Origin of the sequence: Streptomyces pallidus (ex Mingjun et al. 2026) (assembly GCF_051550185.1) — a bacterium.
Lineage (GTDB): Bacteria > Actinomycetota > Actinomycetes > Streptomycetales > Streptomycetaceae > Streptomyces.
The window spans coordinates 5,000,617-5,024,370 of the sequence record NZ_CP196181.1; the positions used below are offsets into that span (position 1 = coordinate 5,000,617).

The 23,754-nt window shown below is 75.5% G+C and carries 18 protein-coding genes; 6 read left to right on the forward strand and 12 right to left on the reverse strand.

Features of this window, described 5'->3' with window-relative positions:
- The first annotated feature begins 54 nt into the window (after positions 1 to 54).
- The 5 genes from ACSHWO_RS22120 to ACSHWO_RS22140 all read left to right on the forward strand — a co-directional run bounded on the left by ACSHWO_RS22120 (position 55) and on the right by ACSHWO_RS22140 (position 6,237).
- Complete coding sequence (locus tag ACSHWO_RS22120; RefSeq protein WP_438314107.1) at positions 55 to 1,182, forward strand: thioester domain-containing protein; 1,128 nt, start codon at positions 55 to 57, stop codon at positions 1,180 to 1,182.
- Positions 1,183 to 1,272: 90 nt separating this feature from the next.
- Positions 1,273 to 3,198: a bifunctional phosphatase PAP2/diacylglycerol kinase family protein gene (locus ACSHWO_RS22125; RefSeq protein WP_438314110.1), complete on the forward strand. Its 1,926-nt coding sequence runs from the start codon at positions 1,273 to 1,275 to the stop codon at positions 3,196 to 3,198.
- Between the two features lie 162 nt (positions 3,199 to 3,360).
- Positions 3,361 to 5,025 carry an energy-dependent translational throttle protein EttA gene (gene ettA, locus ACSHWO_RS22130; RefSeq protein ID WP_438314113.1) on the forward strand — a complete coding sequence of 555 codons (1,665 nt, stop codon included), beginning with the start codon at positions 3,361 to 3,363 and terminating at the stop codon, positions 5,023 to 5,025.
- Positions 5,026 to 5,032: 7 nt separating this feature from the next.
- Positions 5,033 to 5,509 carry an acyl-CoA thioesterase gene (locus tag ACSHWO_RS22135; RefSeq protein ID WP_361084266.1) on the forward strand — a complete coding sequence of 159 codons (477 nt, stop codon included), beginning with the start codon at positions 5,033 to 5,035 and terminating at the stop codon, positions 5,507 to 5,509.
- Positions 5,506 to 6,237, forward strand: coding sequence for a hypothetical protein (locus tag ACSHWO_RS22140; RefSeq protein ID WP_438314116.1), 732 nt, complete (start codon positions 5,506 to 5,508; stop codon positions 6,235 to 6,237). The genes ACSHWO_RS22135 and ACSHWO_RS22140 overlap by 4 nt, the downstream gene beginning before the upstream one ends.
- A gap of 72 nt (positions 6,238 to 6,309) precedes the next feature.
- Here the strand turns inward: ACSHWO_RS22140 and ACSHWO_RS22145 are convergent, their stop codons facing one another.
- Entirely contained in the window at positions 6,310 to 6,663 is a 354-nt protein-coding gene (locus ACSHWO_RS22145) for a DUF1036 domain-containing protein (protein WP_361084260.1), read from the reverse strand.
- Between the two features lie 404 nt (positions 6,664 to 7,067).
- Entirely contained in the window at positions 7,068 to 7,472 is a 405-nt protein-coding gene (locus ACSHWO_RS22150) for a globin (protein ID WP_438314120.1), read from the reverse strand.
- 129 nt (positions 7,473 to 7,601) lie between these two features.
- Between ACSHWO_RS22150 and ACSHWO_RS22155 the strand changes: the two genes are divergently transcribed.
- Positions 7,602 to 8,711 carry a methyltransferase domain-containing protein gene (locus ACSHWO_RS22155; RefSeq protein ID WP_438314123.1) on the forward strand — a complete coding sequence of 370 codons (1,110 nt, stop codon included), beginning with the start codon at positions 7,602 to 7,604 and terminating at the stop codon, positions 8,709 to 8,711.
- On the opposite strand, the gene ACSHWO_RS22160 is transcribed toward ACSHWO_RS22155, so the two are convergent.
- The 10 genes from ACSHWO_RS22160 to ACSHWO_RS22205 form a co-directional block, all read right to left on the reverse strand.
- The gene (locus ACSHWO_RS22160; protein ID WP_438314126.1) at positions 8,692 to 9,681 is read right to left on the reverse strand and encodes an FHA domain-containing protein; all 990 of its coding nucleotides are present in this window, start codon (positions 9,679 to 9,681) and stop codon (positions 8,692 to 8,694) included. The two genes, ACSHWO_RS22155 and ACSHWO_RS22160, sit on opposite strands and share 20 nt — an antisense overlap.
- A gap of 61 nt (positions 9,682 to 9,742) precedes the next feature.
- Complete coding sequence (locus ACSHWO_RS22165; RefSeq protein WP_438314129.1) at positions 9,743 to 11,068, reverse strand: vWA domain-containing protein; 1,326 nt, start codon at positions 11,066 to 11,068, stop codon at positions 9,743 to 9,745.
- Positions 11,069 to 11,167: 99 nt separating this feature from the next.
- Positions 11,168 to 12,601 carry a protein phosphatase 2C domain-containing protein gene (locus ACSHWO_RS22170; protein ID WP_438314132.1) on the reverse strand — a complete coding sequence of 478 codons (1,434 nt, stop codon included), beginning with the start codon at positions 12,599 to 12,601 and terminating at the stop codon, positions 11,168 to 11,170.
- Between the two features lie 438 nt (positions 12,602 to 13,039).
- Positions 13,040 to 15,862 carry a tetratricopeptide repeat protein gene (locus ACSHWO_RS22175; protein ID WP_438314135.1) on the reverse strand — a complete coding sequence of 941 codons (2,823 nt, stop codon included), beginning with the start codon at positions 15,860 to 15,862 and terminating at the stop codon, positions 13,040 to 13,042.
- On the reverse strand, positions 15,859 to 17,118 hold the full coding sequence (locus tag ACSHWO_RS22180; RefSeq protein ID WP_361084889.1) for a hypothetical protein: 1,260 nt from the start codon (positions 17,116 to 17,118) through the stop codon (positions 15,859 to 15,861). The genes ACSHWO_RS22175 and ACSHWO_RS22180 overlap by 4 nt, the downstream gene beginning before the upstream one ends.
- A gap of 71 nt (positions 17,119 to 17,189) precedes the next feature.
- Complete coding sequence (locus tag ACSHWO_RS22185) at positions 17,190 to 18,137, reverse strand: glutamate ABC transporter substrate-binding protein (protein ID WP_438319220.1); 948 nt, start codon at positions 18,135 to 18,137, stop codon at positions 17,190 to 17,192.
- Between the two features lie 149 nt (positions 18,138 to 18,286).
- Positions 18,287 to 19,681: a hypothetical protein gene (locus tag ACSHWO_RS22190; protein WP_438314138.1), complete on the reverse strand. Its 1,395-nt coding sequence runs from the start codon at positions 19,679 to 19,681 to the stop codon at positions 18,287 to 18,289.
- Between the two features lie 212 nt (positions 19,682 to 19,893).
- On the reverse strand, positions 19,894 to 20,949 hold the full coding sequence (locus ACSHWO_RS22195) for an N-acetylglucosamine kinase (RefSeq protein ID WP_438314141.1): 1,056 nt from the start codon (positions 20,947 to 20,949) through the stop codon (positions 19,894 to 19,896).
- The gene (locus tag ACSHWO_RS22200; RefSeq protein ID WP_438319222.1) at positions 20,940 to 22,223 is read right to left on the reverse strand and encodes a 6-phospho-beta-glucosidase; all 1,284 of its coding nucleotides are present in this window, start codon (positions 22,221 to 22,223) and stop codon (positions 20,940 to 20,942) included. The genes ACSHWO_RS22195 and ACSHWO_RS22200 overlap by 10 nt, the downstream gene beginning before the upstream one ends.
- 81 nt (positions 22,224 to 22,304) lie before the next feature.
- Positions 22,305 to 23,543 carry an ROK family transcriptional regulator gene (locus ACSHWO_RS22205; RefSeq protein WP_438314144.1) on the reverse strand — a complete coding sequence of 413 codons (1,239 nt, stop codon included), beginning with the start codon at positions 23,541 to 23,543 and terminating at the stop codon, positions 22,305 to 22,307.
- Between the last annotated feature and the right edge of the window lie 211 nt (positions 23,544 to 23,754).

Sequence of the window (23,754 nt, forward strand, 5' to 3'; positions counted from 1 at the left end):
GCTGCCGCCGGGTCGGGCGCTGTCCGGCGGGGCTCCGCACGGCGGCCGCTGGCGGTGGCGCTGCTGGCCGCGGCCCTCACCGCCGCGCCCGGCGTCCGGGCCGCCGCCGATACCGGGGCCCCGGTCCCCCGGCCGGCGGAGGGCGCGAGCGCCGTACTGGACGGGCTCAAGACCTACGGGCAGGCCGTCCTCCACGCCGCCGACGGGTCGGTCCGGCAGATTCCCGCCGGCCTCTACGAGATGCGGGTCGACGGCGGCGGCATGCTCCAGACCTACGGGGTCGGGGTCGCCGGCAACGCCCAGCCACAGGCCCGCTACACCGAGAGCGGCTGGAGCGGCAGCCCGCTCGGCGGCAACGCCGAGGCCGGCCGGATCCGGTGGGTCCTGGAGCACTCCTACCCCCAGCTGAACGACCTCGCCGGGCTCGCCAAGGCGGCCGGTGCCGGGGCGCTCACCGCGGAGAGCGCTGCGGCGGGGACGCAGGTGGCGATCTGGCGGCTGGCGGACGGCGCCCAAGTGGAGGCCGCCGACCCGGACGCGGAGAAGCTGGCCGACTACCTCCAGCGGTCTGCGGGCCGGCTGCCGGAGCCGCCGGCCTCGCTACGGCTGGAACCGGGCAGCGTGTCCGGGCCCGTGGGCGGCCGGATCGGCCCGGTCACCGTGCGCACCGGTGCACAGAGCGTCGCGGTCACCCCGGACGCGGCGGCCGTCGCCATGGGGGTGCGGGTCGTCGACGCCGAAGGGAAGCCGGTCACGGCGGCGGGCAACGGAAGCCGGCTGTACTTCGAGGTGCCGGCGGGCACCCCGGACGGAACCGCCTCGGTGGCGGTCCAGGGCTCCACGAAGGTGCCGGTCGGCCGGGTCTTCACCAGCGGCCTCCCGGCCCAGGCGCAGATCGTGGCCGGCTCCAGCGAGTCCGCGGCCGCGGCCCGGGCGTCTGCGGTCTGGCCGCAGCCGCTGGTGGCCGAGGCGGGACCGTCCGGCGACGCCACCCCGGTCACCCAGGCGGCCGACGCGGCCAACCCGTCCAGCCCGGAGGAGGAGCGCCTCGCCACGAGCGGCAGCTCCGCGGCCACCCCGGTGATCGCAGCGCTGGCGGTGGGCCTGGTGGTCCTGGGCGGCCTGGTCGTCCTCATGGTCCGCAAGCGCCCCCAGGACGAGGAGGACCAGGACCGGGTCTGACGAGGTCGAGGGCGGGCCCGGAGCGCTCCACGTCCCGGCTCCGGGACCGCGTCCTGATTCCCGCAGGCGCGTCGGGGGTAAGCGCCGGAAATGAGCGCTCATGACATGACCTGGCGGGGTGTGGCCGCGCGGTGGGACCGTGCGCTGTTCGATGCGGTGGCGCAGCGGCACTGGCCGGGAGGCGAGCGCGTGCTGCCACGGCTGGGGCGGGCCGCGAACCACGGGGTGCTGTGGGGCGGGGCCGCGGCCGTGATCGCGGCATGCGGCTCCTCCCAGGGCCGCGGGGCGGCGGTGCGGGCGCTCGGCTCGCTCGCCCTGGCCTCCGCGACGATCAACACCGTCGGCAAGTGGTCCGTGCGCCGGGCCCGGCCCGTGCTGGAGGGGGTGCCCGCGGTGCGGCAGCTCGCCACGCAGCCGGCGACCACCTCGTTCCCGTCCGGGCACTCGGCGTCCGCGTTCGCGTTCACCACCGGGCTGGCGCTCCATTCGCCCGGGTGGGGGATCGCGCTGGCGCCGGTGGCCGCGTCCGTGGCGTTCTCCCGCGTGTACACGGGCGTGCACTACCCGTCCGACGTGGCTGCGGGGGCGGTGCTGGGCGTGGCGGCCGGATTCGTCGTACGCCGTCTCGCGGCGCGGGTGGAGGCCGCCCGCTCCCGGCCCGGTGACGAGCCCGTGGCCGCCGACGCCCCCGCCCTGCCGGACGGGGCCGGGCTCGTGGTCGTGGCCAACGCCGGGGCGGGCAGCGATGCGGAGGACACCGGACTCGACGTCCTGCGGGCCAGGCTCCCCGAGGCCGAGGTGATCGAGTGCGACGGCGAACAGCTGGCCGGGGTGCTCGCGGACGCGGCCTCCCGGGCGGCGGTGCTGGGGGTGTGCGGCGGCGACGGCACGATCAACGCGGCCGCAACCGCCGCGCTGCGGGCCGGGGTGCCGCTCGCCGTGTTCCCCGGCGGCACGCTCAACCACTTCGCGCAGGACCTCGGACTGGCCGGAGCCGAGGACACCTGCCGCGCCGTCGCCGCCGGGCGGGCGGTCCGCGTCGCCGTCGGCCGCTTCACCCCGGCCCCGTCCGAGCCCTGCCCACCAGAGCCCGCCCGGCCAGAGCCCGCCCGGCCCGAGCCCGTCCCTCCGCCCGCCGCATCCGACCCGGAACGCCCGACGCCCCGGCCCGGTGCGGTACCCCCGGCCGCCCCGTCGCCGTTCTCGGCGCCCCCGCCCGATCCGCAGCCCTGGCCCGGTGCGCAGCCGTCGTCCGGGCCCGTGTACCCGCCGCCCGGTCCGGGGCCGCTCGGCCCCGGGCCCGCGACCGGTCCCGTCTCCCTGCCCGATCCGGCGTCCCCGCTGGGTCCGGTACCGGCGAGTCCGCTGCCTCCGCTCGATCCGGGGCCCCTGCCCCGTGCGGCGGCGGCGCCGTCCGGGTCCGGGCCGCTGGCCCAGCCCGGACCGCCGGCCCCGGCAGGGGAAGGCGGTGGGGGGAGCGAGGGGCCGGGGGAGCCCGGGTACTTCCTGAACACCTTCAGCATCGGGGCCTATCCCGAGCTGCTGCGCTACCGGATGCGCTGGCAGCCGCGGATCGGGTACCTGCCCGCCGCGGTGCTGGCCGCCTGGCGGGTGCTGCGGACCCAGCGCCCCGTGCGGCTCCGGCTGGCCGGGCGGCCCCGGAGCGTCTGGCTGCTGTTCGCGGGCAACGGCACCTACCACGGCACCGGTGCGACCCCCCGCCGCCGCAACGGCCTCGGCGAGACCCTGCTCGACGTCCGCATCGTCCACGGCGGAGGCCGTCCCGGCCTCCGCCTCCTGGCCGCGGCCTTCGCCGGGCCCCTGTCGCGCTCGCCCGTGCACAGCGCGACCCGCCTGCGCAGCCTGCACCTCGGCGGGATCCCGGCCGGCACCCCGCTCGCGTACGACGGCGAGTACGCCCCGGCCCCCGACTCGCTCGTCCTCGACACGCTCCCGGGCGCGTTGACCGTGTACCGCGACGCCCCCCCGCCCCCGGTCCCGCCCGCCCACGGGTGACCGCCCTCGCCGCCCCCACCGCCGCTGACCCGGTGCTGTGACCGGGGGCGTGGCTCCGGGGCTGATCAGGGGGGGGCTGACCATACGGGTTTCCGCCCCGGGGTGGACGGCTGGCACTATGGGGTGTATCTGCCCACCCATCGATCTGCCGGACGGTTTCTCTTGGCTGAGTACATCTACACCATGCGCAAGGCGCGCAAGGCGCACGGTGACAAGGTGATCCTCGACGACGTCTTCCTGAACTTCCTGCCGGGAGCCAAGATCGGTGTCGTCGGCCCGAACGGCGCCGGCAAGTCCACCGTTCTGAAGATCATGGCGGGTCTGGAGCAGCCGTCCAACGGTGACGCCTTCCTGGCGCCCGGCTACTCCGTCGGCATCCTCATGCAGGAGCCCAAGCTCGACGAGTCCAAGACCGTCCTTGAGAACGTCGAGGACGGCGTCGCCGAGATCAAGGGCAAGCTCAACCGGTTCAACGCGATCGCCGAGGAAATGGCGACGAACTACACCGACGAGCTGATGGAGGAGATGGGCAAGCTCCAGGACGACCTGGACCACGCCAACGCGTGGGACCTCGACGCCCAGCTGGAGCAGGCCATGGACGCCCTGGGCTGCCCCCCCGGCGACTGGCCGGTCGTCAACCTCTCCGGTGGTGAGAAGCGCCGCGTCGCCCTCTGCAAGCTGCTGCTGGAGGCCCCCGACCTGCTGCTCCTCGACGAGCCCACCAACCACCTCGACGCCGAGTCCGTGAACTGGCTGGAGCAGCACCTGGCCCAGTACAAGGGCGCCGTCGTGGCCGTCACCCACGACCGCTACTTCCTCGACAACGTCGCCGAGTGGATCCTGGAGCTCGACCGCGGCCGCGCCCACCCGTACGAGGGCAACTACTCCACCTACCTGGAGAAGAAGGCCGAGCGCCTCAAGGTCGAGGGCAAGAAGGACGAGAAGCGCCAGAAGCGCCTCAAGGAAGAGCTGGAGTGGGTCCGCTCCAACGCCAAGGGCCGCCAGGCCAAGTCGAAGGCGCGTCTGGCCCGCTACGAGGAGATGGCCGCCGAGGCCGAGAAGATGCGGAAGCTGGACTTCGAGGAGATCCAGATCCCGCCGGGCCCCCGCCTGGGCTCCATCGTCGTCGAGGTCAACAACCTCTCCAAGGCGTTCGGTGAGAAGGTCCTCATCGACGACCTGTCCTTCACCCTGCCGCGCAACGGCATCGTCGGCATCATCGGCCCGAACGGCGCCGGCAAGACCACGCTGTTCAAGATGATCCAGGGCCTGGAGAAGCCGGACGCCGGCGACATCAAGGTCGGCGAGACCGTCAAGATCTCCTACGTCGACCAGGGTCGTGCCAACATCGACCCGAAGAAGACCCTGTGGGCCGTCGTCTCGGACGAGCTGGACTACATCAACGTCGGCCAGGTCGAGATGCCGTCCCGCGCCTACGTCTCCGCGTTCGGCTTCAAGGGCCCGGACCAGCAGAAGCCGGCCGGTGTGCTCTCCGGCGGTGAGCGCAACCGCCTGAACCTGGCGCTCACCCTCAAGCAGGGCGGCAACCTGCTGCTCCTCGACGAGCCGACCAACGACCTCGACGTCGAGACCCTCTCCTCCCTGGAGAACGCGCTGCTCGACTTCCCGGGCTGCGCCGTGGTCGTCTCCCACGACCGCTGGTTCCTGGACCGGGTCGCCACGCACATCCTGGCGTACGAGGGCGACTCGAAGTGGTTCTGGTTCGAGGGCAACTTCGAGTCCTACGAGAAGAACAAGATCGAGCGGCTCGGCCCGGACGCGACCCGTCCGCACCGCGCGACCTACAAGAAGCTCACCCGGGGCTGAGCAGGCAATGGCCAGACACCACTACCGGTGCCCCCTGCGCTGGGCGGACATGGATGCCTTCGGGCACGTCAACAACGTCGTCTTCCTCCGCTACCTGGAAGAGGCGCGGATCGACTTCATGTTCCGCCTCGCGCCGGGCGAGGGCAGTGACTCGTTCACGGGCGGCTCCGTCGTCGCCCGCCACGAGATCGACTACAAGCTGCCCCTCGTCCACCGCCACGAGCCGGTGCTCATCGAGTCCTGGGTGACCCGGATCGGCGCCGCGTCCCTGACCATCCGCTACGAGGTCAAGGACGAGGCGACCGAGGACCGTCCCGAGACGGTGTACGTGCGCGCCGAGACCGTCGTCGTGCCGTACAACCTCGCCGAGGGGCGGCCCCGCCGCATCAGCGAGGAGGAGCGCCGCTTCCTCGAGGAGTACCTCGACGAGCCCGCGCCCAAGGCGTCGTCCGCCAAGCGTTCCGAAGGGCGCCTGGCGGCATGACCGGGCAGCTGCGCTTCGCCGACCCCGGGGAGGCGGCCGACCTGGCCGCCTTCCTGGGCCGGCTGGTGCACTACGACCGCGCCGCCGCGGTCCGCCTCCAGGCGGGCGGCGGCGCGCTGGCCGTCTTCGGACGGCCGCCGTCGTTCGACGTCCTGGCCATCCGCACGGTGCGGCTCGCCGTCCCCGTCGCGACCCCGCTGGACATCACCGTCTCCGCCGGTGAGCTGCTGGAATCCGTGGACGAGGACACCGCGGGCGCGGTCGTGCCCGCGGCCGTGACCGGACCGCCCTGGGCCGGGGTCCTCCCGCCCCGCGGCGGCTGGCGGCAGGTGGCCGGCCTGCCCGGCGCGGAGGCGATGCGGGCCGCCGTGGCCGGCGCCGTCTCCGAATTCCGGGCCCGTGACGAGGCCCTGCCCCCGCAGCACCGCACCCGGTCCGAGCGGGACCGGATCGGCCGTGACATCTGGTCCCGGACGCTCGGCGACACCGAGCTCCCGCTGCGCGCCGTGCACGCCGCGCAGTCCCTCGGCTTCCTGCGGCCCGTCCGTTCCGCCGTAGCGGCCGGGCCCGCCGCGGCGGCCTGCCCGGCGCCCCCGGCAGCCACCGACCCGGTGGCGCTGCTCGCGTCCGGCGGCTGGCTGCGCCTGCGCACCCCGTACGGCTCGGTCGCCCTGCGCCGCCCCGGCGGCCTCGGCGGGCTGGGCGCGTTCCAGGTCCGTCCGGTCTGAGACGGCCGGCCGCCCGCCCCGACGGGTGCGGGGCGGGCGGACGGGTCGGGCCCTGGCGGTGCGTCCGTCCGGTCAGGACGGCGGGTTGAAGTTGAACGTGAAGTTCGGGGCGGTCGCCGTGAACTCCAGCATGTGGATCGTCCGGCAGGTCGAGTCCGAGACGTTCGAGCACCACTCGAAGACCCGGGACGGGACCGACTCCTGGTACTTGTCCCGCCACTCGACCCCGTCCTGGGAGTACGCGTAGCAGTACCAGATCGGGTTCACGGCGCGGGCGTCACCGCTGTAGACGACGACGGTCTGCTGGGGCGCGATCTTCCACCAGCCCTCCTTGAACCAGTTGCTGCTGGCGGAGCAGTTGGGCTGGTAGCGCTCGACCATCGCCCAGACTTCGCGCTCGTAGTTGTTCTTGAACCTCAGCGCCATGGTCGGCCTCCTACTCCCCGCCGGGCTGCCTGCGGGCAGCCGGGCTTCCGTCGGACCGGGTCAGTTCGCCTGCCGGACTGCCGTTGTCCGTCCGGCCGGGGGGAGCGCCGGACCGGCCTGCTGTGAGAGCACTCTCCAGCGCTGCTTCGTCCGCGTCGGTCTTCGGAGTCACGGCTTCGTCCGTCTCCTGGGTCATGGGACCTCCCATCTCCGTCGGTCGGGTCCGGCGGAGAGGTTCCCGGGAGCGGGCGCCGCGTATCGGGAGCCGCGGTCCTGTGCCCCGTACGGCCCGGTGCGGGCGCTCGTACGGGGGCTGTTGTACGGCCGCATGTACGGGCGCGTGCACAGCGGTGCGCCGGCCCGGTGGCACCGGCGCGGGGGAGCGGAAGGGACGAGAGCTCCGGCTAGTCGCCGGTGTTGATCATCGACGCGGCGGCGTACGTCAGGTAGCGCCACAGCTGAGCCTCCAGCTCGGGCGCCAGGCTCAGCTCGTCGACGGCCTCGCGCATGTGGCGCAGCCAGGCGTCGTGCGCGGCCCGGTCCACCTGGAAGGGGGCGTGCCGCATCCGCAGCCGGGGGTGGCCCCGGTTCTCGCTGTACGTGGTGGGGCCGCCCCAGTACTGCATCAGGAACTGCGCGAACCGCTCCTCGGCCGGCCCGAGGTCCTCCTCCGGGTACATCGGGCGCAGCACCGGGTCCTGCGCCACCCCCTCGTAGAAGCGCCGGACCAGACGGCGGAACGTCTCCTCGCCACCCACCTGCTCGTAGAAGGTCTGCTCCTGAAGCGTTTCCCGTGGAATCTCATTCACCCGACCATCGTCTCAGACACCCGGACGGAGGACGGAGGTCTTAGGACCCCCGGGGCCCGGGGGACCGGGCGGCGGCCATGCGGCGGACCACGGTTCGCCTCCGGCGGGCGGCCGCAGGACAGTGGAGCCATGGGCGCACATTCCCCGCGGTCCGCGCGGTCCGCGCAGGCCGCGCACACCGGGGCGCGGGACCTGCGGGCCACCGCGCACGCCGCCCAGGTGCGCGAGCTGACCGCGGCCGGGGTGCTGGAGGACCCCGCCTGGCGGGCGGCGTTCGCGGCGGTGCCCAGGCACGTCTTCGTCCCCTGGTTCTTCACCGGCCGGGGGGCCGGGCACGAGCGGCTGTGGGGCGAGGACCCGGACCCGGCCCGCCGGGCCCGCTGGCTGCGCGGGGTCTACACGGACACACCGCTCGCGACCCGGCTGCGCGACGGCGAGCTGGTCTCCTCCAGCAGCCAGCCGTCCCTGATGGCGAAGATGCTCGACGCGCTGGACGTGCGCGACGGCGACGACGTACTGGAGATCGGCACGGGCACCGGCTACAACGCGGCCCTGCTCTGCCACCGCCTCGGCGACGACCACGTCACCACCGTGGACCTCGACGAGGAGATCACCGAGTCCGCCCGGTCCCATCTGGCCCGGCTCGGCTACCGGCCGACCGTGGTCACCGGCGACGGGGCGCGCGGCTGCCCGGCCCGGGCGCCGTTCGACCGGATCCTGGTGACCTGCACGCTGCCGACGATCCCGCACGCCTGGCTCGGCCAGTGCCGGCCGGGGGCGCGGATCCTGGCCCCGCTGTCGACCGGCCTGATCGCGCTGCGCGTCCGCGACGCCGACTTCGCGGAGGGCCGGTTCCTGCACACCGCGGCCTACTTCGTGCCGCTGCGCGGGGCCACGGCGGCCAAGGCTGCCGCGGCGGAGCCCGGGAGGGGGGCGAGGGGGAGGGACGGGGCAGATGGGGGCGCGGGGGCGTGGACCGCGCACGGGCTCCCGTACGAACTGGTGGACAACGAGCGGTTCCAGTTCATGCTGATGCTGACCGCCGGCGCCCTGCACCCCCGCGAGGCCCTGGACCTGTGGCGCGGCGAGGGCCGGCCGGCCCGGGAGCGGTTCGGGGTGACGGTCAGCGCCGAGGGGCAGTGGTCGTGGCTCGACGACCCCCGGGGCCCGTACGTGTGGCCCCTGGGGGAGACGGGCGGGCCCGGTGCGGCCGCGGGGGTCAGCCCCGGCGGATGGTGATCGTGGTCCAGGCGCCGACGTGGACGCGGTCGCCGTCGGAGAGCGGCACCGGCACGTAGGGCTGGATCGGGTCCTCGCCGCCGTTGATGGTGGTGCCGTTGGTGGAGTTCTGGTCCACCACGGCCCAGCTCAGATCGGGCTGCTGGACGAGCACCGCGTGCTGGTGCGAGACGCCCGGGTCCTCCGGCGGGACGGACAGGTCGATGTCGGGGGACTCGCCCGTGGAGGCGCGGCGGCGGCCGATGGTGATCTGGCCGCCGGTCAGCGGAAGGTGCTGCTCCGGGGAGTAGGCGGGCAGGCTGAGGCTCGCCGCTTCGGGGCCGCTGCGCTGCATCATCGCGAGGAAGTAGGAGCGGTCGGGGCCGATCGTCGCGGTCCAGGAGCCGTTGTTCTGCGCCGGGAAGGGCTGCGATGCGTGCGACTGGTGGGTCGCCTGCGACTGGTGCACCTGCGCCTGCGCCTGTGCCTGCGACGCGTGCTGCTGCTGGTACTCCGGCTGCCGGTACTGCTGCAGTTGCGGGGCCTGCTGCGACTCGTGCGCGGGCGGCTGGAGCAGCCAGTCGTCCTCCCGCTGCAGCGGCTCGGCGGGCCGGTTGACCCGGGACGGCCGCGAGCCCTGGTAGTCGAACGGGTCCTGCGGGAAGGGCGACGGCGCGGGGGCCGGCGGCGGGGGCGGCGGCACGGCGGCGGCCCCGTCCTCCTGTCCGAGCGGGGAGTACGAGGTCGCCGAGCGGGTCAGGAAGTTGTACCGGCACTCCTCGCAGAAGGGCGCCATGGCCTCGCGCGGCGTCCGACACCGGGGGCAGAGCTCGGCCTGGGCGGTCGGCTCGCCGGTGGTGGGAGGGTAGCCGTAGCCGTAGGAGGGCGCGGCGGGGGCGGCGGGTGCCCCCTGGGCGGCAGACATGCGGTGGCCGCAGACCTCGCACCAGTCGTCGGAGGCGGACTGGTGCCCGTTCGGGCAGGTCGGCATGGCGGCTCTTCCCCCTTCGGCCTGCGCCACTGCGTCAGGCCTTCTGAGATCTTCTGCTTCTTCAGGTCTTCTTCACTCGGACGGTCTGGATCGAACGCGTTTCGAGAGTCATCTCGTCGGCATCCGCGACCTTCGCCTTCAGCCGCACAGTACCCGCCGAGGCGTCGACCACATCCACCACCTTCGCCAGCAGTTTGGCCGTGTCCGCGTTCCCGGAGACGCTCGCCAGCTGTACCGCTCGCCCCAGCTTGGCCGTGGCACCGCCGACATCGCCCAGTTTGCGTGCTTGGAGGCCCTGTTGGATAGCCTGCGCCAGCTCCGCCTGTCCCGTGTAGTGGGCGACCTGCGGGTTGATGGCGGTGGAGGCGGCCGCATCGGAGGTCCACACCGCCCGGACCAGGCCCTGGCCGAGCACGGTCGGCTGCCCGCCGGGCGGTCCGGGCAGCACCATCGAGGCACGGGCCGCCAGCATCTCCTGCCCCACCGCCGCCGGGGGCACGTGCACGCACACGTGGTACTCGCGGCTCTCGTCGCCCCAGGAGCCGGTCGGGTAGTCCCCGGCGCGCGGGCCGGCCGCGGTGCGGCGGCCGGTGAGGTCCTGGACCGCCGGGGCGACCTGCTTGACGTACTGGATCTCCGCGCCGACCGGCGTCCACAGTCGCAGCGCGACGTCCGCGACCTCCTTGCCCATGACCTTCTCCATCATGTGCGTGAAGTCCTCGGTGAGGTGCGCCGGATCGGCCACGATGTCGGCGGTCCCGAGCAGCGCGCCCGCGATGCCCGTGACCTCCCCGACCTTCCAGTCCGTGCCCACACCGCGGGCGTCGCAGGTGAAGCGGCCCGCGCAGGCGTCGAGCGTGGCGCGCAGCACGGCCGGGTCCTCGTGCTCGTTGCGTCCGTCGGTCAGCAGGATGCCGTGCCGTATCGGGGCGGTGGAGCCGCGCAGCAGGCCGTCGGCGAGGCGCAGCCAGGTCCCGATGGCGGTGCCGCCGCCCGCTTCGAGGCCGTGCAGGGCCTCCTTGGCCTCCGCGCGGGTGGCCGGGTCCGCGACGGCGAGGCGGCCCCGGCCGGGGTAGACCTCTTTGGCCACGTGCGTGCCGGCGATGACGGCGAACGAGGTGCCGTCGCGCAGGGTGTCGATCGCGGCGGCGGTGGCCTCGCGGGCCCCGCGCATCTTCTCCGGCGGGTACTCCATGGACCCCGAGCAGTCGACCATGATCACGACGGCTGCCGGGCCGCGGGCGACCGCCGCACGGGTGGCCGTGGCGCCGCCGGTGGACGTCACCGTGACGATGGCGTGGACCTCGCGCCCGCCCTCGGGGAGGAACTCGTTCTGGTACACCTCCACGCTGAAGCGCGGGGCGCTCGGCTTGGCGAAGTTCGCCATCGGGGGACTCCTAGAGCAGGGGTGTCGGGGAACGGGGCGGCTCCGGCCCGGTCGGGTCCGGTCAGATCCAGCGGGTCCGGTCAGGTCCGGCAGGGCCGGTCAGGCCTGCGGGCGGGCCGCCTCCGCTTCCGCTTCGGGTTCCGCGTCGGTGCGTGCGTCGGTGTCCGCGCCGGGGGTTGCGCTCGGGGCCGTGCGGGCGGTGCCGTCCGGGGCGGCCTCCGGCTCGCCGCCGGGCGGCGGCGCGAACGGCACCACGGCCACGGTCACGTTGTCGTGGCCGCCGCCGTCGAGGGCGTGGCCCACCAGGACCTGCGCGCTGTGCAGCGGCCGGGACGCGGCGTCGCCGGGCAGGACCCGGGCCATCTCCAGCGCCGACTCGGCGTAGTTCCACAGGCCGTCCGTGCAGACGACCGCGACGCCGGGGTGGTCCGGCTTGAAGGAGGCCGTGTGCGGCTCCAGGTCGTAGGCGTCGGCCCCGAGCCAGCCGGTGATGGCGTGCGCGCGGACGTCGGCGTACGCCTCGGCCTCGCCCATCAGGCCCGCCGCGACCATCTGGGCGGCCCAGGAGTCGTCCTCGGTCAGCCGACGCGGGAGGGCGTTGCGGTCGTCCGGCACCCAGTAGGCACGGCTGTCGCCGACCCAACCGACGGTCAGCAGGCCGCCGCAGACGACGGCGCCGACCAGGGTGCAGGCGGGGGCGTTCTGGGCGCCCGGGACCTCCGGGGCCAGGGCGGTCACCGCGGCCGCCGCGGCCAGGATGGCGTCGTGCATGGCCTCCTGGGGGTGGGTGCCGCGGGGGAGCGCGTCCAGCAGGGTCTCGTTGGCCGCGGCGGCCGCGGCGGCCGACGCCTCGTCGGGGCGGCTGGCCGAGGAGACGCCGTCGCAGACGATGGCCACGGTGGCGGTGGAGCCGTCGGCCAGGGCGGTGGCCGCCACCGCGAACGAGTCCTCGTTGCGGTGGTGGCGCAGCCCGCGGTCGCTGACGGCGGCCACACTGCCGAGGGCCTCCTCGACGTGGTCGCGCTCCCGGGGCTGGGCGTGCCCGCAGTGCTCGCAGTACCCGTCGGTGTCGACCCGCCCGGCCCGGCAGGCCACACACGTCTTCCCACCGGCCCCCTGCGGGGCGCCCGCGCCGTACGGGGACTCGTACGCGGCGGGGCCGGTGCCGTGCGGAGGCTCGCCGCTCGCGGGGGGGACGTCGGCCTCACGGCGGGAGCTCGGGCCGTACGGGGCGTCGTACACGACGGGGCCGTTTCCATGGGGGGGCGCGGCCGCCGCAGCGGGGGCGCCGTACGGGTTCTCCTGGCTGGGCGCGGGACCGGCGTACCCGGGCTCCGGCGCCGTCGGGGCCGCCGCGTACGGGTCTTCGTGCCCGCCGGGGGTGACCGGCTGCCGCGGCTCGTGGCCGGCCGCGGCGGATCCGGCGTAACGGCTGTCCCGGCCGGCGGGCCGGCCGCCGTACGGGGACTCCTCCGCATCCCAGGACGGCGCACCGCCGCCCGGCCGGTCGTGGCGGGTCTCGACGCCGAACACCGCGCCCTGCGCGGGCCGCCCCGCCGGAGCGGACCAGGCGGCCGGGGCCGCGGCCCCGCTCCCCCCGGGCTCGGGGCTCGCAAGCGGATACCCGTCGGCCGGGAGGCCCGGTGCCGGGGCAGGAGCCGGCACCTCCGCGGCCGATCCGGAGGTTCCGGAAGCTCCGGACGGGGCGGGAGCCCGCGTCGCGGCGGGCGCCGCGGCAGGTCCGGCCGTCGGGGGCGGGACCGGGGCCTGGGCCGGGTGCCACTGGCCGGCGACGGCTCCGGCAGAACCGGCGGGCGGCGCCGGCGCCGGGAGGGCGAGCGTCGGCTGGTCCGGGGGGAGGGGGGGCGGGAACGCGCTGACGGGGGAGCCGCAGAAACCGCAGAAACGGTCCCCCTCCTCCAGGGGCTCCGCGCAGCTGGGGCAGCCAGACAGCCGATGCATCGACATCACTCACACCCACGTCCGGGGGCGGAGGCGGTTGGCCCGCTCCACCAGTTCGATCCTGTCCTCGCCCCGCTGCGCCAGCCGCGCGAGAACGCGGTACGAGCGCTCCAGGCCGAAGCGCAGGCCCTGCTCGTCCAGTTGGCTGCCGAGCAGCGTGGTACGGCCGGGGTCACTGCCCCGGCTACCCGACAGTACCCAGTCCAGGGCCGAGCCCAGAACCTCGGTCGACAGCCTTTGGTGGCGGACCGCGTCGAGGCCGAGCCGCTCAAGTGCCTCCACCTGCACGGCAGCTGCCGTCAGGTCAGGCAGCAGGGCCTCTTCGGGAGACCGGTCGCGCAGACGTGCCCGTACCGCTGCCACCCGTGCGGCCGTGTAGTGGATGGATGACTCCGGCACGGACTCCAGCGTGCGCACTGCCGCGTTCCGGTCGCCGGCGGCCAGTTGGACCCGGGCCAGGCCGAAGGCCGCGCTCACGAAACCGGGGTCGGTGATCCACACGAGCCGGTAGTACTCGGCGGCGTTGTCCAGCTGCCCCAGGACCTCGGCGCACAGGCCGAGCGCCAGCTTCGGCGCGGGTTCGCCGGGGAAGGCGTCGTAGATCGCGTCGAAGGACAGGGCGGCGATCGCGTCGTCGCCGGCGGCCAGCGAGGCGATGCCGCGGGCCCACACCACCCGCCAGTCCTCCGGGTGGCGGGCCTCCAGGTCCGTCAGGACGACCCCGGCCGCGTCCAGTTCGCCCAGCTCCAGGTGCGACCGCAGCTCCCGCAGCCGAAGTTCGGCGGAGTCGGCGGGTGCCGCGCCGAGGGCGGTCAGCAGGTCGGCCGGCGCGGACGCGAGCAGCCCGGCCAGGAAGCCGGCGTTGGGGTCCCCCGGATCGACCAGCGGTACGGGCAGGGCCAGCGCCGTGTCGCGGGCGTCGAGCGGCGCCAGCCGCGTACGCACCGGCGGCTCCGGGGTCGGAACGGGGGCGGGGGCCGGGGCCTGCCGAGGGGCGGGCACGGACGCGGCGGCTCCGCCCCGGCGGTGCCTGCGGGTGGCCGCGGAGCCCAGCGGCGCTGCAGCACCGGCGGATCCGGGGCCGGCGGGAGCCCCCTGGGGCACCACGGCAGCGGCAGCGGCGGCCGGCCCCACCGCCGGGGTGGAGCCGGACCCGGAGCCGGAGCCGGACCCGGGGCCGCGGCCGGCCACTCCGGCCCGGCCCGCCCGGCTCGCCCGGCCCGCTCTGCCGAGCAGCGCGGACCAGCCGGTTCCGGCGGCTCCCCGCCCCGCCACCTCCCGGACGCCCAGCCGGGACACCTCCTCCGCCGCCGGGTCCGCGAACAGCCGGGTGTCCGGGACCCGGGTCTCGGGCCCGAACAGCGTGGACAGCTGCGGCCGCGGCGAGCCCGTCTGGAGGGCGACGACCTCGCGGAGCACGCCCGTCAGCTGGTCCGCCATCTCCTGCGCGGAGGAGAACCGCCGGTCCGGGTCCGGGTCGGTGGCCCGTACCAGCAGCCGGTAGAAGGACTCGTACCGCTGGAACACCTCGATGTGCTCGGGGTCCGGCAGCGAGTCCGCGAAGACGGTCGTGTAGCCCTGGAAGTCGAAGGTGAGGACGGCCAGCGTGCGCGCCACCGTGTACAGGTCGGAGGCGACGGACGGGCCGAGCTCGGCCACCTCCGGCGCCTGGTAGCCGACCGTGCCGTAGATGGCCGACTGGTCGTCGTCCATGCGGCGGACCGCGCCCATGTCGATCAGCTTCAGCTGGTCCTGCTGCTGGATCGCGTTGTCGACCTTGAAGTCGCAGTACAGGAGGTTGCGGCTGTGCAGGTGCCCGAGGGCCTCCAGCGCCTCGATGCCGTACGCGCAGGCCTGCTCGACCGGCAGCGGGTCGCGGCGGCCGTCGGGCCGGCGCCGCTCGTTCGCGATCTCCTTCAGGGACTTGCCGCCGACGTACTCCATGACGATGTACCCGTCCAGCGAACCGGTCCGCTGGTCCAGGTGCTCCACGAAGTTGTAGATCCGCACGATGTTGGAGTGCTCGATCTCGGCCAGGAAGCGCCGCTCCGATATGGCGGCGGCCATCGCGTCCTGGTCCCCGGTGTCCAGCAGGCCCTTCAGGACGACCCAGCGGTCGGCGACGGCCCGGTCCACCGCCAGGTACACCCAGCCGAGGCCGCCGTGCGCGAGACAGCCCGCGACCTCGTACTGGCCGTGCACCACGTCCCCCCGCCGGAGCTTCGGGACGAAGGAGTACGGGTGCCCGCACTTGGTGCAGAACCCCTCGGTCCGGCCGGGCCGGTCCCCGCGGGCCCGCCCCACGGGGGCCCCGCAGTCCGAGCGCGAGCAGAACCGCTTGCGCTCCGGCACCTCCGGGTTCTCCAGCACCGCCGTCGACGGGTCCGGGCGCGGCACCTCCGGTACGTTCACCAGCCCGGCCCCGAGCCTGCTGCGGCCCGAGGAGCCGGCCGAAGAGCCCGAACTGCGCACCGACACCGAGCGGGTCGACGCGACACACGGCAGCCGGCCCGACACCGAGCGCCGCGAGGACGAGGAACGCGAAGACCGCGACGAGCGGGAGGAGCGCCCGGACCCCGAGGAGCGGGAGGAGCGCGCCGAGGACGAGTTCGGCGCGGACCCCGTCCGGCCCGAGCCCTGCGAGCCCCGCGGGTCGGCGTGGCGCGCCGGGCTCGTCATCCCCGTCGGCGGCGACACCAGGTCCTCCGCGCCCCCCGCGACGGCACCGACGGGCGCCAGCCCGCAGGTGTCGCAGTACAGCCCGCCGCCGCCCATGTCCTCGTACGACCCCGGGCATCCTGGGCGCCCGCACGCGGTTCCGGCCAGGCTCATGCGTCCTCCTCATCCGGCCCGGCGGGCCGGTCCTGCTGCGGTGCCAGTGATTCCGCGGCCGCCTGCTGGTAGCGCAGCACGGCCTGTTCGGCGGCCCGCAGGTCGCACGGGGCGCTCCACAGCATCCGCCGGGCCGTGTCGTACCGCTCGATCAGCAGCGGGTCCTCGGCCAGACCGAGCCGGGCCACCTTCGCCCGGTACGCGTCCAGCCGCCCGCGCAGCTCGGCCCGTACCGCCAGCGGCGCCGTCACCGCGGTCAACGAGTCGCGGGCCCGCTGCAGTTCCTCCTCGGCCCGCTCCTCCAGCGCGTCCAGCAGCGGCGAGAGCCGGTGCCAGCGGGCGTTGCGCCGGTGGTCGGAAGCGAGCGCCAGCTGCTCCTGGAGCGCGGTCGGCGGCCCGCTCACCACCGGGACCTCCGACGCCGCGATCTTCGCGAGGACCTCGGTCCGGGCCGTGCGGGCCTCCGAGAGGGTCCGGTCGGCCCGCGACAGCACGTCCCGCAGGCTGATCAGCCGCTGCTCGGCGTCCTGCCGGACGGACAGCACCGCCTCGATCTCCCGGCGTACGTCCTCCAGCGCGAGCGCGGCCCGGTCGTAGCGGGTGGTGTCCGGGCGTCCGCCGCCGGGCGCGGAGCTGCCCGCCGCCGGCTGCCAGAACGCCAGCGGGTCGGCGATGACCAGGGCGCGGAGCCCGGTCAGCTCGGCGGTGATGGCCTCCAGGTCGTCGCCCGAGGGGTGTTCGCCCGGGCGGACCCCCACCGAGTGGGCGAGGGAGCGGGTGCGGCGCAGCTCCGCGGAGAGCAGGTCGATCCGGGCGGGCAGCGCCGACCACACCGCGTCGGCGGCCACCACCACGTCCAGCGAGCGTGCGTACAGCTCGTTCATCCGGGCCACCAGCTCGGCGAGCGAGAGCCGTTCCGCCATCGCCGCGCCCTCCGCCGCGGCCCCGGCGATCAGCACGCCGGGCCCGCGCAGCCGCTCGGTCAGCTCGACCAGCTCCTCGCGGGCGGGCCAGCGGCGCCGCTCCCGGATCTCGCGGGCGGCGTGCAGCGCCCCGCTGTAGGCGTCGAAGTACGTCCACAGCAGGGTGATCGCGGCGTCCGCGGCCGCCCACCGCTCCTTGGTGACGCCCGTCAGGTCGGCGCCCTCCAGCAGCCGGCGCCCGGCGTGGTCCTGGAGGGCGAGCAGCGAGGTCTCCACGGCCTCGTGCTCCGCGCCGAGCCGGGCCAGGGCGCGGTCGACGTCGTCCCGGTTCATCACGGCCGAACCAGTCTCCACCTGACCTGCCTCCGCGTTCCAGCCGTCGGGCTTCCCGTGTGCCACCGGCCTCAGTCCCGGTACCTGGGCGCGGGCGGCCCGGCCACACCGGGCAGCACCGGCTTGAGGTGGGTGGTGTAGGCCTGCATCCAGGGGCTGCCGTCACCGCCGGCGCGGTAGCCCTCCAGCACCTTGTTGACCCGCCGCACCAGGTCGGGGGCCTCCTTGTTCATGGCCACCCCGTAGAACTCCTTGGTGAACGGGGAGCCGACCAGCCGCACGGACGGGTCCTGCGCGGCCTGGCCGGCCGCCAGCGCGTTGTCGGTGATGATGCCGTCCACCTCGCCCAGCTGGAGCCGGACCAGGCAGTCCAGCTGGTTGGGCACGGTGACCGGCACCGAACCGTAGGACTGGCCCTTCAGGGCGGCCTCGGCGGTGGAGCCCGCGGCCGTGCAGATCCTGCGGCCCTTCAGTGAGGTGTTGTAGCCGGTGATCGGCGAGCCCTTGGGGGCCAGCACCTGCTGCCCGGCCTCGAAGTAGGCGGTAGAGAAGGCGACGTCCTCCAGCCGCTTGCAGTTGATGGTCATGGTGCGGACCACGACGTCGACGCGGCCGTCCTGCAGCGCGGGGATGCGCTGGCTGGTGGGGATGGCCCGGTAGATGACGGCGTCCTCGTCGCCCAGGATGTCCTTGGCGATGGCCTTGACCAGGGCGATGTCGAAGCCGTCGAGGCGGCCGTCGACCGGGTTGCGGTACCCCCACTTGAAGCTGTTCTGGTCGACGCCCGCGACGAGCTTGCCCGCCTTGCGGATGCGCTCGATCGTGGGCCCGTCCCCACCGGACGGGCGGAGGCTGGCCTCCGGGTCCGGGCAGGTGTCGGTGAGCGTCCAGGGCGTCTGCGGGGCGGCCGGCACCGCGTCGGGCAGCGGGTGGACCACGGCCGGGCGGCCGCCGTCGGGGGAGGCCTGGGCCAGGGGCGGCAGTACGGTCGCCGCCGTCACCGCGCAGGCGCCGGCCATCGCGCTGACGCCGCCCCAGCCCCGCAGCCGGCGCGCCAGACGGCGCAGCCCGGACGTGCGGGCACGTCCGGCGGCCGGGCCGCCGCCGGCTCCGGCAGCGCCCCGCCCGTCCCCGCTTCCGTCCCCGCCCACGCGTATCCGCATCGCTGTCACCTGTACTCCGAAAGCCGGCGCCCTATGCCGAGCAGGGCCGCGCCGGCGCCGACGACGGCCAGGGCCGCCGAACCCGCCATCAGACCGCCCAGCGCGCCGAGGCCGTCCCGGGCCGCCAGGGTGAACTCCTGCTGTTCGTGGGCGAGGGCCCGCTCCAGGGAGGCGTCCACCCGGTCGAACGATGCCCCGCTGCTGTCCTTGTGGCCCTTGTCCCCGATGACCTGGGGCAGCGCGTCCTGGTAGTCGCCCCGCAGGTCCGTCTCCCGGGCGGTCGCGTGCCGCTGCTTCCACTGCCGGACGGCGTCCGCCGCGGCCGTGACCGGCTCCCGGCCCGGGGCGTCGTCGGCGAGCCGCAGGGCCTTCGCCAGACCGGCGTCCAGGTCCTTCATGTCGGCCGCGAAGTCCACGTCGTACTTGTCGGACTTCTTGTCCTCGGCCAGGACGGCGCCCCGTGCGATCAGCGTCAGGTTCTCGTTCGCGCGGGCCTGGAGCGCCGCGATCCGCGCGTCGTTGAGGACCTTCAGGGACTCCTGGCCGTCCGTGCGCGCCTCGGTCAGCGCCGAACGCGCCAGCCCGTGCCCCACCACCAGCCACAGCAGCACCACCAGCGAGGCGGCGGTCGCCGCGACGAGGCCGTGGTTGAAGACCCGGTTCGTACGCCGGTAGGTGCGGTGCTGCGCCCACACCAGCGCGGCCAGCGCGAGCAGCCCGGTGCCCAGCGAGGCCAGCGGCAGCGCCCGGGCCTCGTCGTGGTCCCGGTGGAGCCGGCCCGTCTCCGCCTCGTACAGCCGCTGCGCGGCGGGCAGGAGCTGGGTGCTCATCTGCTCGTTGGCGTGGCGCAGGTAGGCGCCGCCGAGCGGCAGCCCCTGCTTGTTGGTGGCCCGCGCCTGCTCTATGAGCCCGGTGTAGCGGGGCAGCTGCTCGCCGAGCAGGGCGATCTGCTTGCGGGAGTCCTCGTCCGCCGTGGTGTTCGCGGCCGCGCTCACCAGCAGCCGGGAGGCGTTGGCGATGTCCTTCTCGTACCGCCCCCGGACCTCGCGCGGCTCGTCCGCCCCGGCCAGGAAGCCGCTGGACGACGCCGTGTCGGCGTCCGCGAGCGAACGGTAGATGCTCGCCGCGTCCGCGCTCAGCGGCTGGCTGCGGCCCACCACGTCCTCCGCCGCGGCCACCCGGTCGGAGACCTCCCACACCGTCACCACGCCGAACAGCAGCACCAGCGCCGCCAGTACGGCCCCGATGGTGCGCAGCCGGCCGGGCTCGGTCGTGGCGGCGGCGCGCAGCCGCTCCACGCCCTCGGCCCAGGCCGTACCGGGCCGGGCAGGGCCCCCCGGCGGTACCGCGGGTGGTCCCGCGTCGCCGCCGGGCGCATGAGCGCGTGCTGTGATGGCCACCCTGACCTCCCCCTCGGTGCTGCCCCTTGTCCTGAAATGCTTCGCAGCAGTATGGCCGGAAGGGCGGTGGATCACAGCACCCGGTGCCCCGTCCCGCGCCCTCCGCCCCCTGCGCGCCCCCCTGCGCGCCCCCGGCTCGCCCGCCACCCCTTCGCCGTCCATACGTCTGCCCGCCCGTCACGGTTCCAGATGCGGGGCCGCCGCGGGGAGGTTCACCCGAAATGGGCACGCAGTTGCGCGTGGGCCGCGGGCGGCGCCGCCACCGCGTCCAGCCCCAGCAGGGCGGCTCCCAGCACCGGCGGGGCCGCGACCACCGACACCCGGGCCAGCGGCGCCCGCTCGGCCAGCCCCGCCCTGATCCGCCCGTCGAGCTGCGGGTGTCCGGCGGTGAGGACGCCCCCGCCGAGCAGCACCGGAGCCTCCTGCGCGAGCAGGTCCAGCCGGGCCAGCGCGACCGATGCCAGGGTGACCACCTCCTCCGCCTGCCGCTCCACGAGCGCCTCGGCCACCCGGTCGCCGGCCGCGGCCACCGCGAACAGCACCGGCACCAGCTCGTGGATCCGCCGCTGCGCGAGGTGCCCCAGGTGCAGCGCCTCGATCAGCGCGGCCATGGAGCCGAGCCCGAAGTGCCCCGGCAGCGCCGCCGCCAGGGCGGTGGGACCGCCCCGGCCGTCCTCGGCCCGCGCCGCCCACCAGAGGGCCTCCCGCGCCAGGCCGCCCCCGCCGCCCCAGTCGCCGGAGATCGGGCCGACCGACGGGAACCGGGCGGTGCGCCCGTCGGGCAGCACGCCCGCGCAGTTGATGCCCGCCCCGCACACCACCGCCACCCCACGGGGCGGCTCCGCCCCCGGCAGACCGGCCCGCAGGAGCGCGAAGGTGTCGTTGCGGACCAGGGTGGCCGCACCCCAGCCGCGGGCCGCGATCGCGTCGGCGAGCTGCTGCTCCTCCACCGGGAAGTCGGCGCCGGCCAGGCAGGCCGAGACGAGGTCGGCGTACGGGAGCCCGACCGCCGCAGCCGGCGCGCCGGCCCGCGTGGAGGCCTGCGCGCCGATCCACGCGGATGCCTGCGCGACGGCCTGCGCGACGGCCTGCTCCAGTACGTCCACGGCCGCGCCGATCCCGGTGCGCTGCGGCTGGAAGCCGCCGGCCCGCCCGGTGCCGAGCACACGGCCGTCCGCGCCGACCAGGGCCGCGTCCGTCTTGCTGTTGCCCGCGTCGAGGGCGAGGACCGCGGGCCGCTCCGCCGCAGGCGGTCGGCTCACGCCCACGGCAGGTACTCCTTGTTGTGCGCGAGGAGCCGGTCCGTCAGCCCCTCGGCCCGGTCGAACTGGCCGACCAGCGGGTGTGCGAGCAGCGCCCGGAACACCCGCTCCCGGCCCCCGCGCAGGGCCGCGTCCAGCGCCAGGTCCTCGTACGCCGTCACGTGCCCGATCAGCCCGGCGTACAGCGGGTCCAGCCGGGGCACGGCCAGCGGCACCGGCCCGGACCGGTCGACGCGGGCCTGGACCTCGATGACCGCGTCGTCCGGCAGGAAGGGCAGCGTCCCGTTGTTGAGCGTGTTGACCACCTGCACGGAGGCCGCCCCCGCGGCGCTGCCGGCTCCGTCGCCGAGCAGCACCGCCGCCAGGTCCACGGCCGCCTCCGAGTAGAAGGCCCCGCCGCGCCGGGCCAGCAGGGCCGGCTTCGCGTCCAGCGCCGGGTCCGCGTACAGGGCGAGCAGCTCCCGCTCCATGGCGGCCACCTCGGCGGCCCGCGACGGTTTCCCGCCCAGCTCCCGCACCACCTCGTCGTGCGCGTAGAAGTAGCGCAGGTAGTACGAGGGCACCGCGCCGAGCCGGTCCAGCACCGCGTGCGGCAGCCGCAGTTCGGCGGCCACGGTCTCCCCGTGGGCGGCGAGCAGCTCCGGGAGCAGGTCCTCGCCGACCGGGCCGCCCCGGCGCACGCCCAGCTCCCACGTGAGGTGGTTGAGGCCGACGTGGTCCAGGTGGAGCTCGCCCGGGGCCAGGCCCAGCAGGGCCGCGAACTTCCGCTGCAGCCCGATGGCCACGTTGCACAATCCGACCGCCTTGTGCCCGGCCCGCAGCAGGGCCCGGGTGACGATCCCGACCGGGTTGGTGAAGTCGATGATCCAGGCGGCGGGGTTGGTCCGCCGGACCCGCTCGGCGATGTCCAGGACCACCGGGACCGTGCGCAGCGCCTTGGCGAGCCCGCCGGCACCGGTGGTCTCCTGCCCGATGCAGCCGCACTCCAGCGGCCAGGTCTCGTCGCCCAGCCGGGCCGTCTGCCCGCCGACGCGCAGCTGGAGCAGTACGGCGTCGGCTCCTTCGACCCCCGCGTCGAGGTCGCCGGTGGTGGTGACCGTGGCGGGGTGGCCCTGCCGGGCGAAGATCCGCCGGGCCAGCGCCCCGACGAGTCCGAGGCGCTCGGCGGCGGGGTCGATCAGCACCAGCTCGCCGATCGGCAGGGTCTCGCGCAGCCGGGCGAACCCGTCGATCAGTTCGGGGGTGTAGGTGGAACCGCCGCCCACCACTGCGAGTTTCATGGTCACGGTCGCCAGCCTTTCGGTCGGGGGTCGGGTGACGCCTGCGGAAGGACGCGCCGGCACGGGCGCGGGGGGAAGGGGTCAGCGGCGGGAGGTGTCGAACAGCTCGTCGCGGGCGGCGGCGAGGGCGCTCTCCAGCGCACCGCGCAGCACGGGCCGTTCGCGTACGGTCCCGGACACCAGGCGGGGCCGGGAGGGGGCGAGGTCGTCGAGTTCGGCAGCGACCAGCTCGCGCAGGACGTCCCCGCCGGCGTCGTTCACCGCGCCGGAGAGGACCACGACCTCCGGGTCCACCACGGCCACCAGCGAGGCGAGTCCCGTCGCCAGGGCGGTGGCGTACCGCCGGAGCAGCCTCAGCTGCACGCCCCCGGGGTGCGCGGCGGCGTGCCGGAGCAGCGCCACCGCCGGGCCGACCGTCGCCCCGGGGCCCTGCCCGGGGAGGGACGGGCCCGGCCCGGCCGGGCCCGCGGGCGGCACCGCGATGCCCAGGTCGGCCGCCAGCTCCGGCACCGCCCGTGCCCCGGCCAGCGCCTGGTAGCCGCCGGAGTTGACCCGGGTGACCTGCCGGACCAGCGGGCGGCCGGGCACGGGCAGGAAGCCGACCTCGCCCGCGCCGCCGGTCCAGCCGCGGTGCAGCCGGCCGCCGAGCACCAGGGCCGCACCGAGGCCCTCCTCGTTCCACAGCAGGACGAAGTCCTCGTGGCCGCGGGCCGCGCCGAGCCGCTGCTCGGCGATCGCGGCGAGGTTGACGTCGTTCTCGTACGCGACCGGCAGCGGCAGGGCCGCCGCCAGCTCGTCCAGGAGGGCGGGGGAGTGCCAGCCGCGCGGGAGGTGGCCGGCGTAGCGGAGCACTCCGGTGCGGGGGTCGAAGGATCCCGGGGTGGCGACGACCGCGCCGTGGAGGTCGGAGAGACGCAGTCCGGCGGCGCGGGCGGCCCCGTCCAGGGCCAGGGTGAGCCGGTCCGCCGCCCGGGCGTCCCCGCCGGCCCCTGGTGCCCCGTCGGCCCCGGCGTCCGCGGGGTACGCGAGCTCGTGGCTGCCGATCACCTGGCCGGTGAGGTCGCAGACGGCCGCGACGATCCGGTCCGGGGTGACGTCCGCTCCGGCGACGCGCGCGGCCCGCGGATTGACCGAGTACAGCCGGGCTCCGGGGCCGGGGCGGCCGGCGGTGGTGCCGCCCGCCACGACCAGCCCGGCGGCCTCCAGGCGGGCCAGCAGCTGGGAGGCGGTGGGCTTGGAGAGGCCCGTGAGCTCGCCGAGCCGGGTGCGGGACAGGGGGCCGTGGGCCAGCAGCAGGTCGAGCGCGGTGCGGTCGTTCATGGCGCGCAGCAGGCCGGGCGTTCCGGGGGCGGCCGGACCGGAACCCGGGCCGGGGGGCCGGCCGGGAGGGGTGCGGGAGGTCGGGCCGGTCACGGGCGCTCGCTCTCGTCCGAAGACTGTCAGGCAAGTTTCCTATCGGTTTTCGAGGCCTGTCAACGGGACTCGACGGGAGCCGGCGGGGTCTTTCGGAGACCCGCCGGGGCCCTCGGGG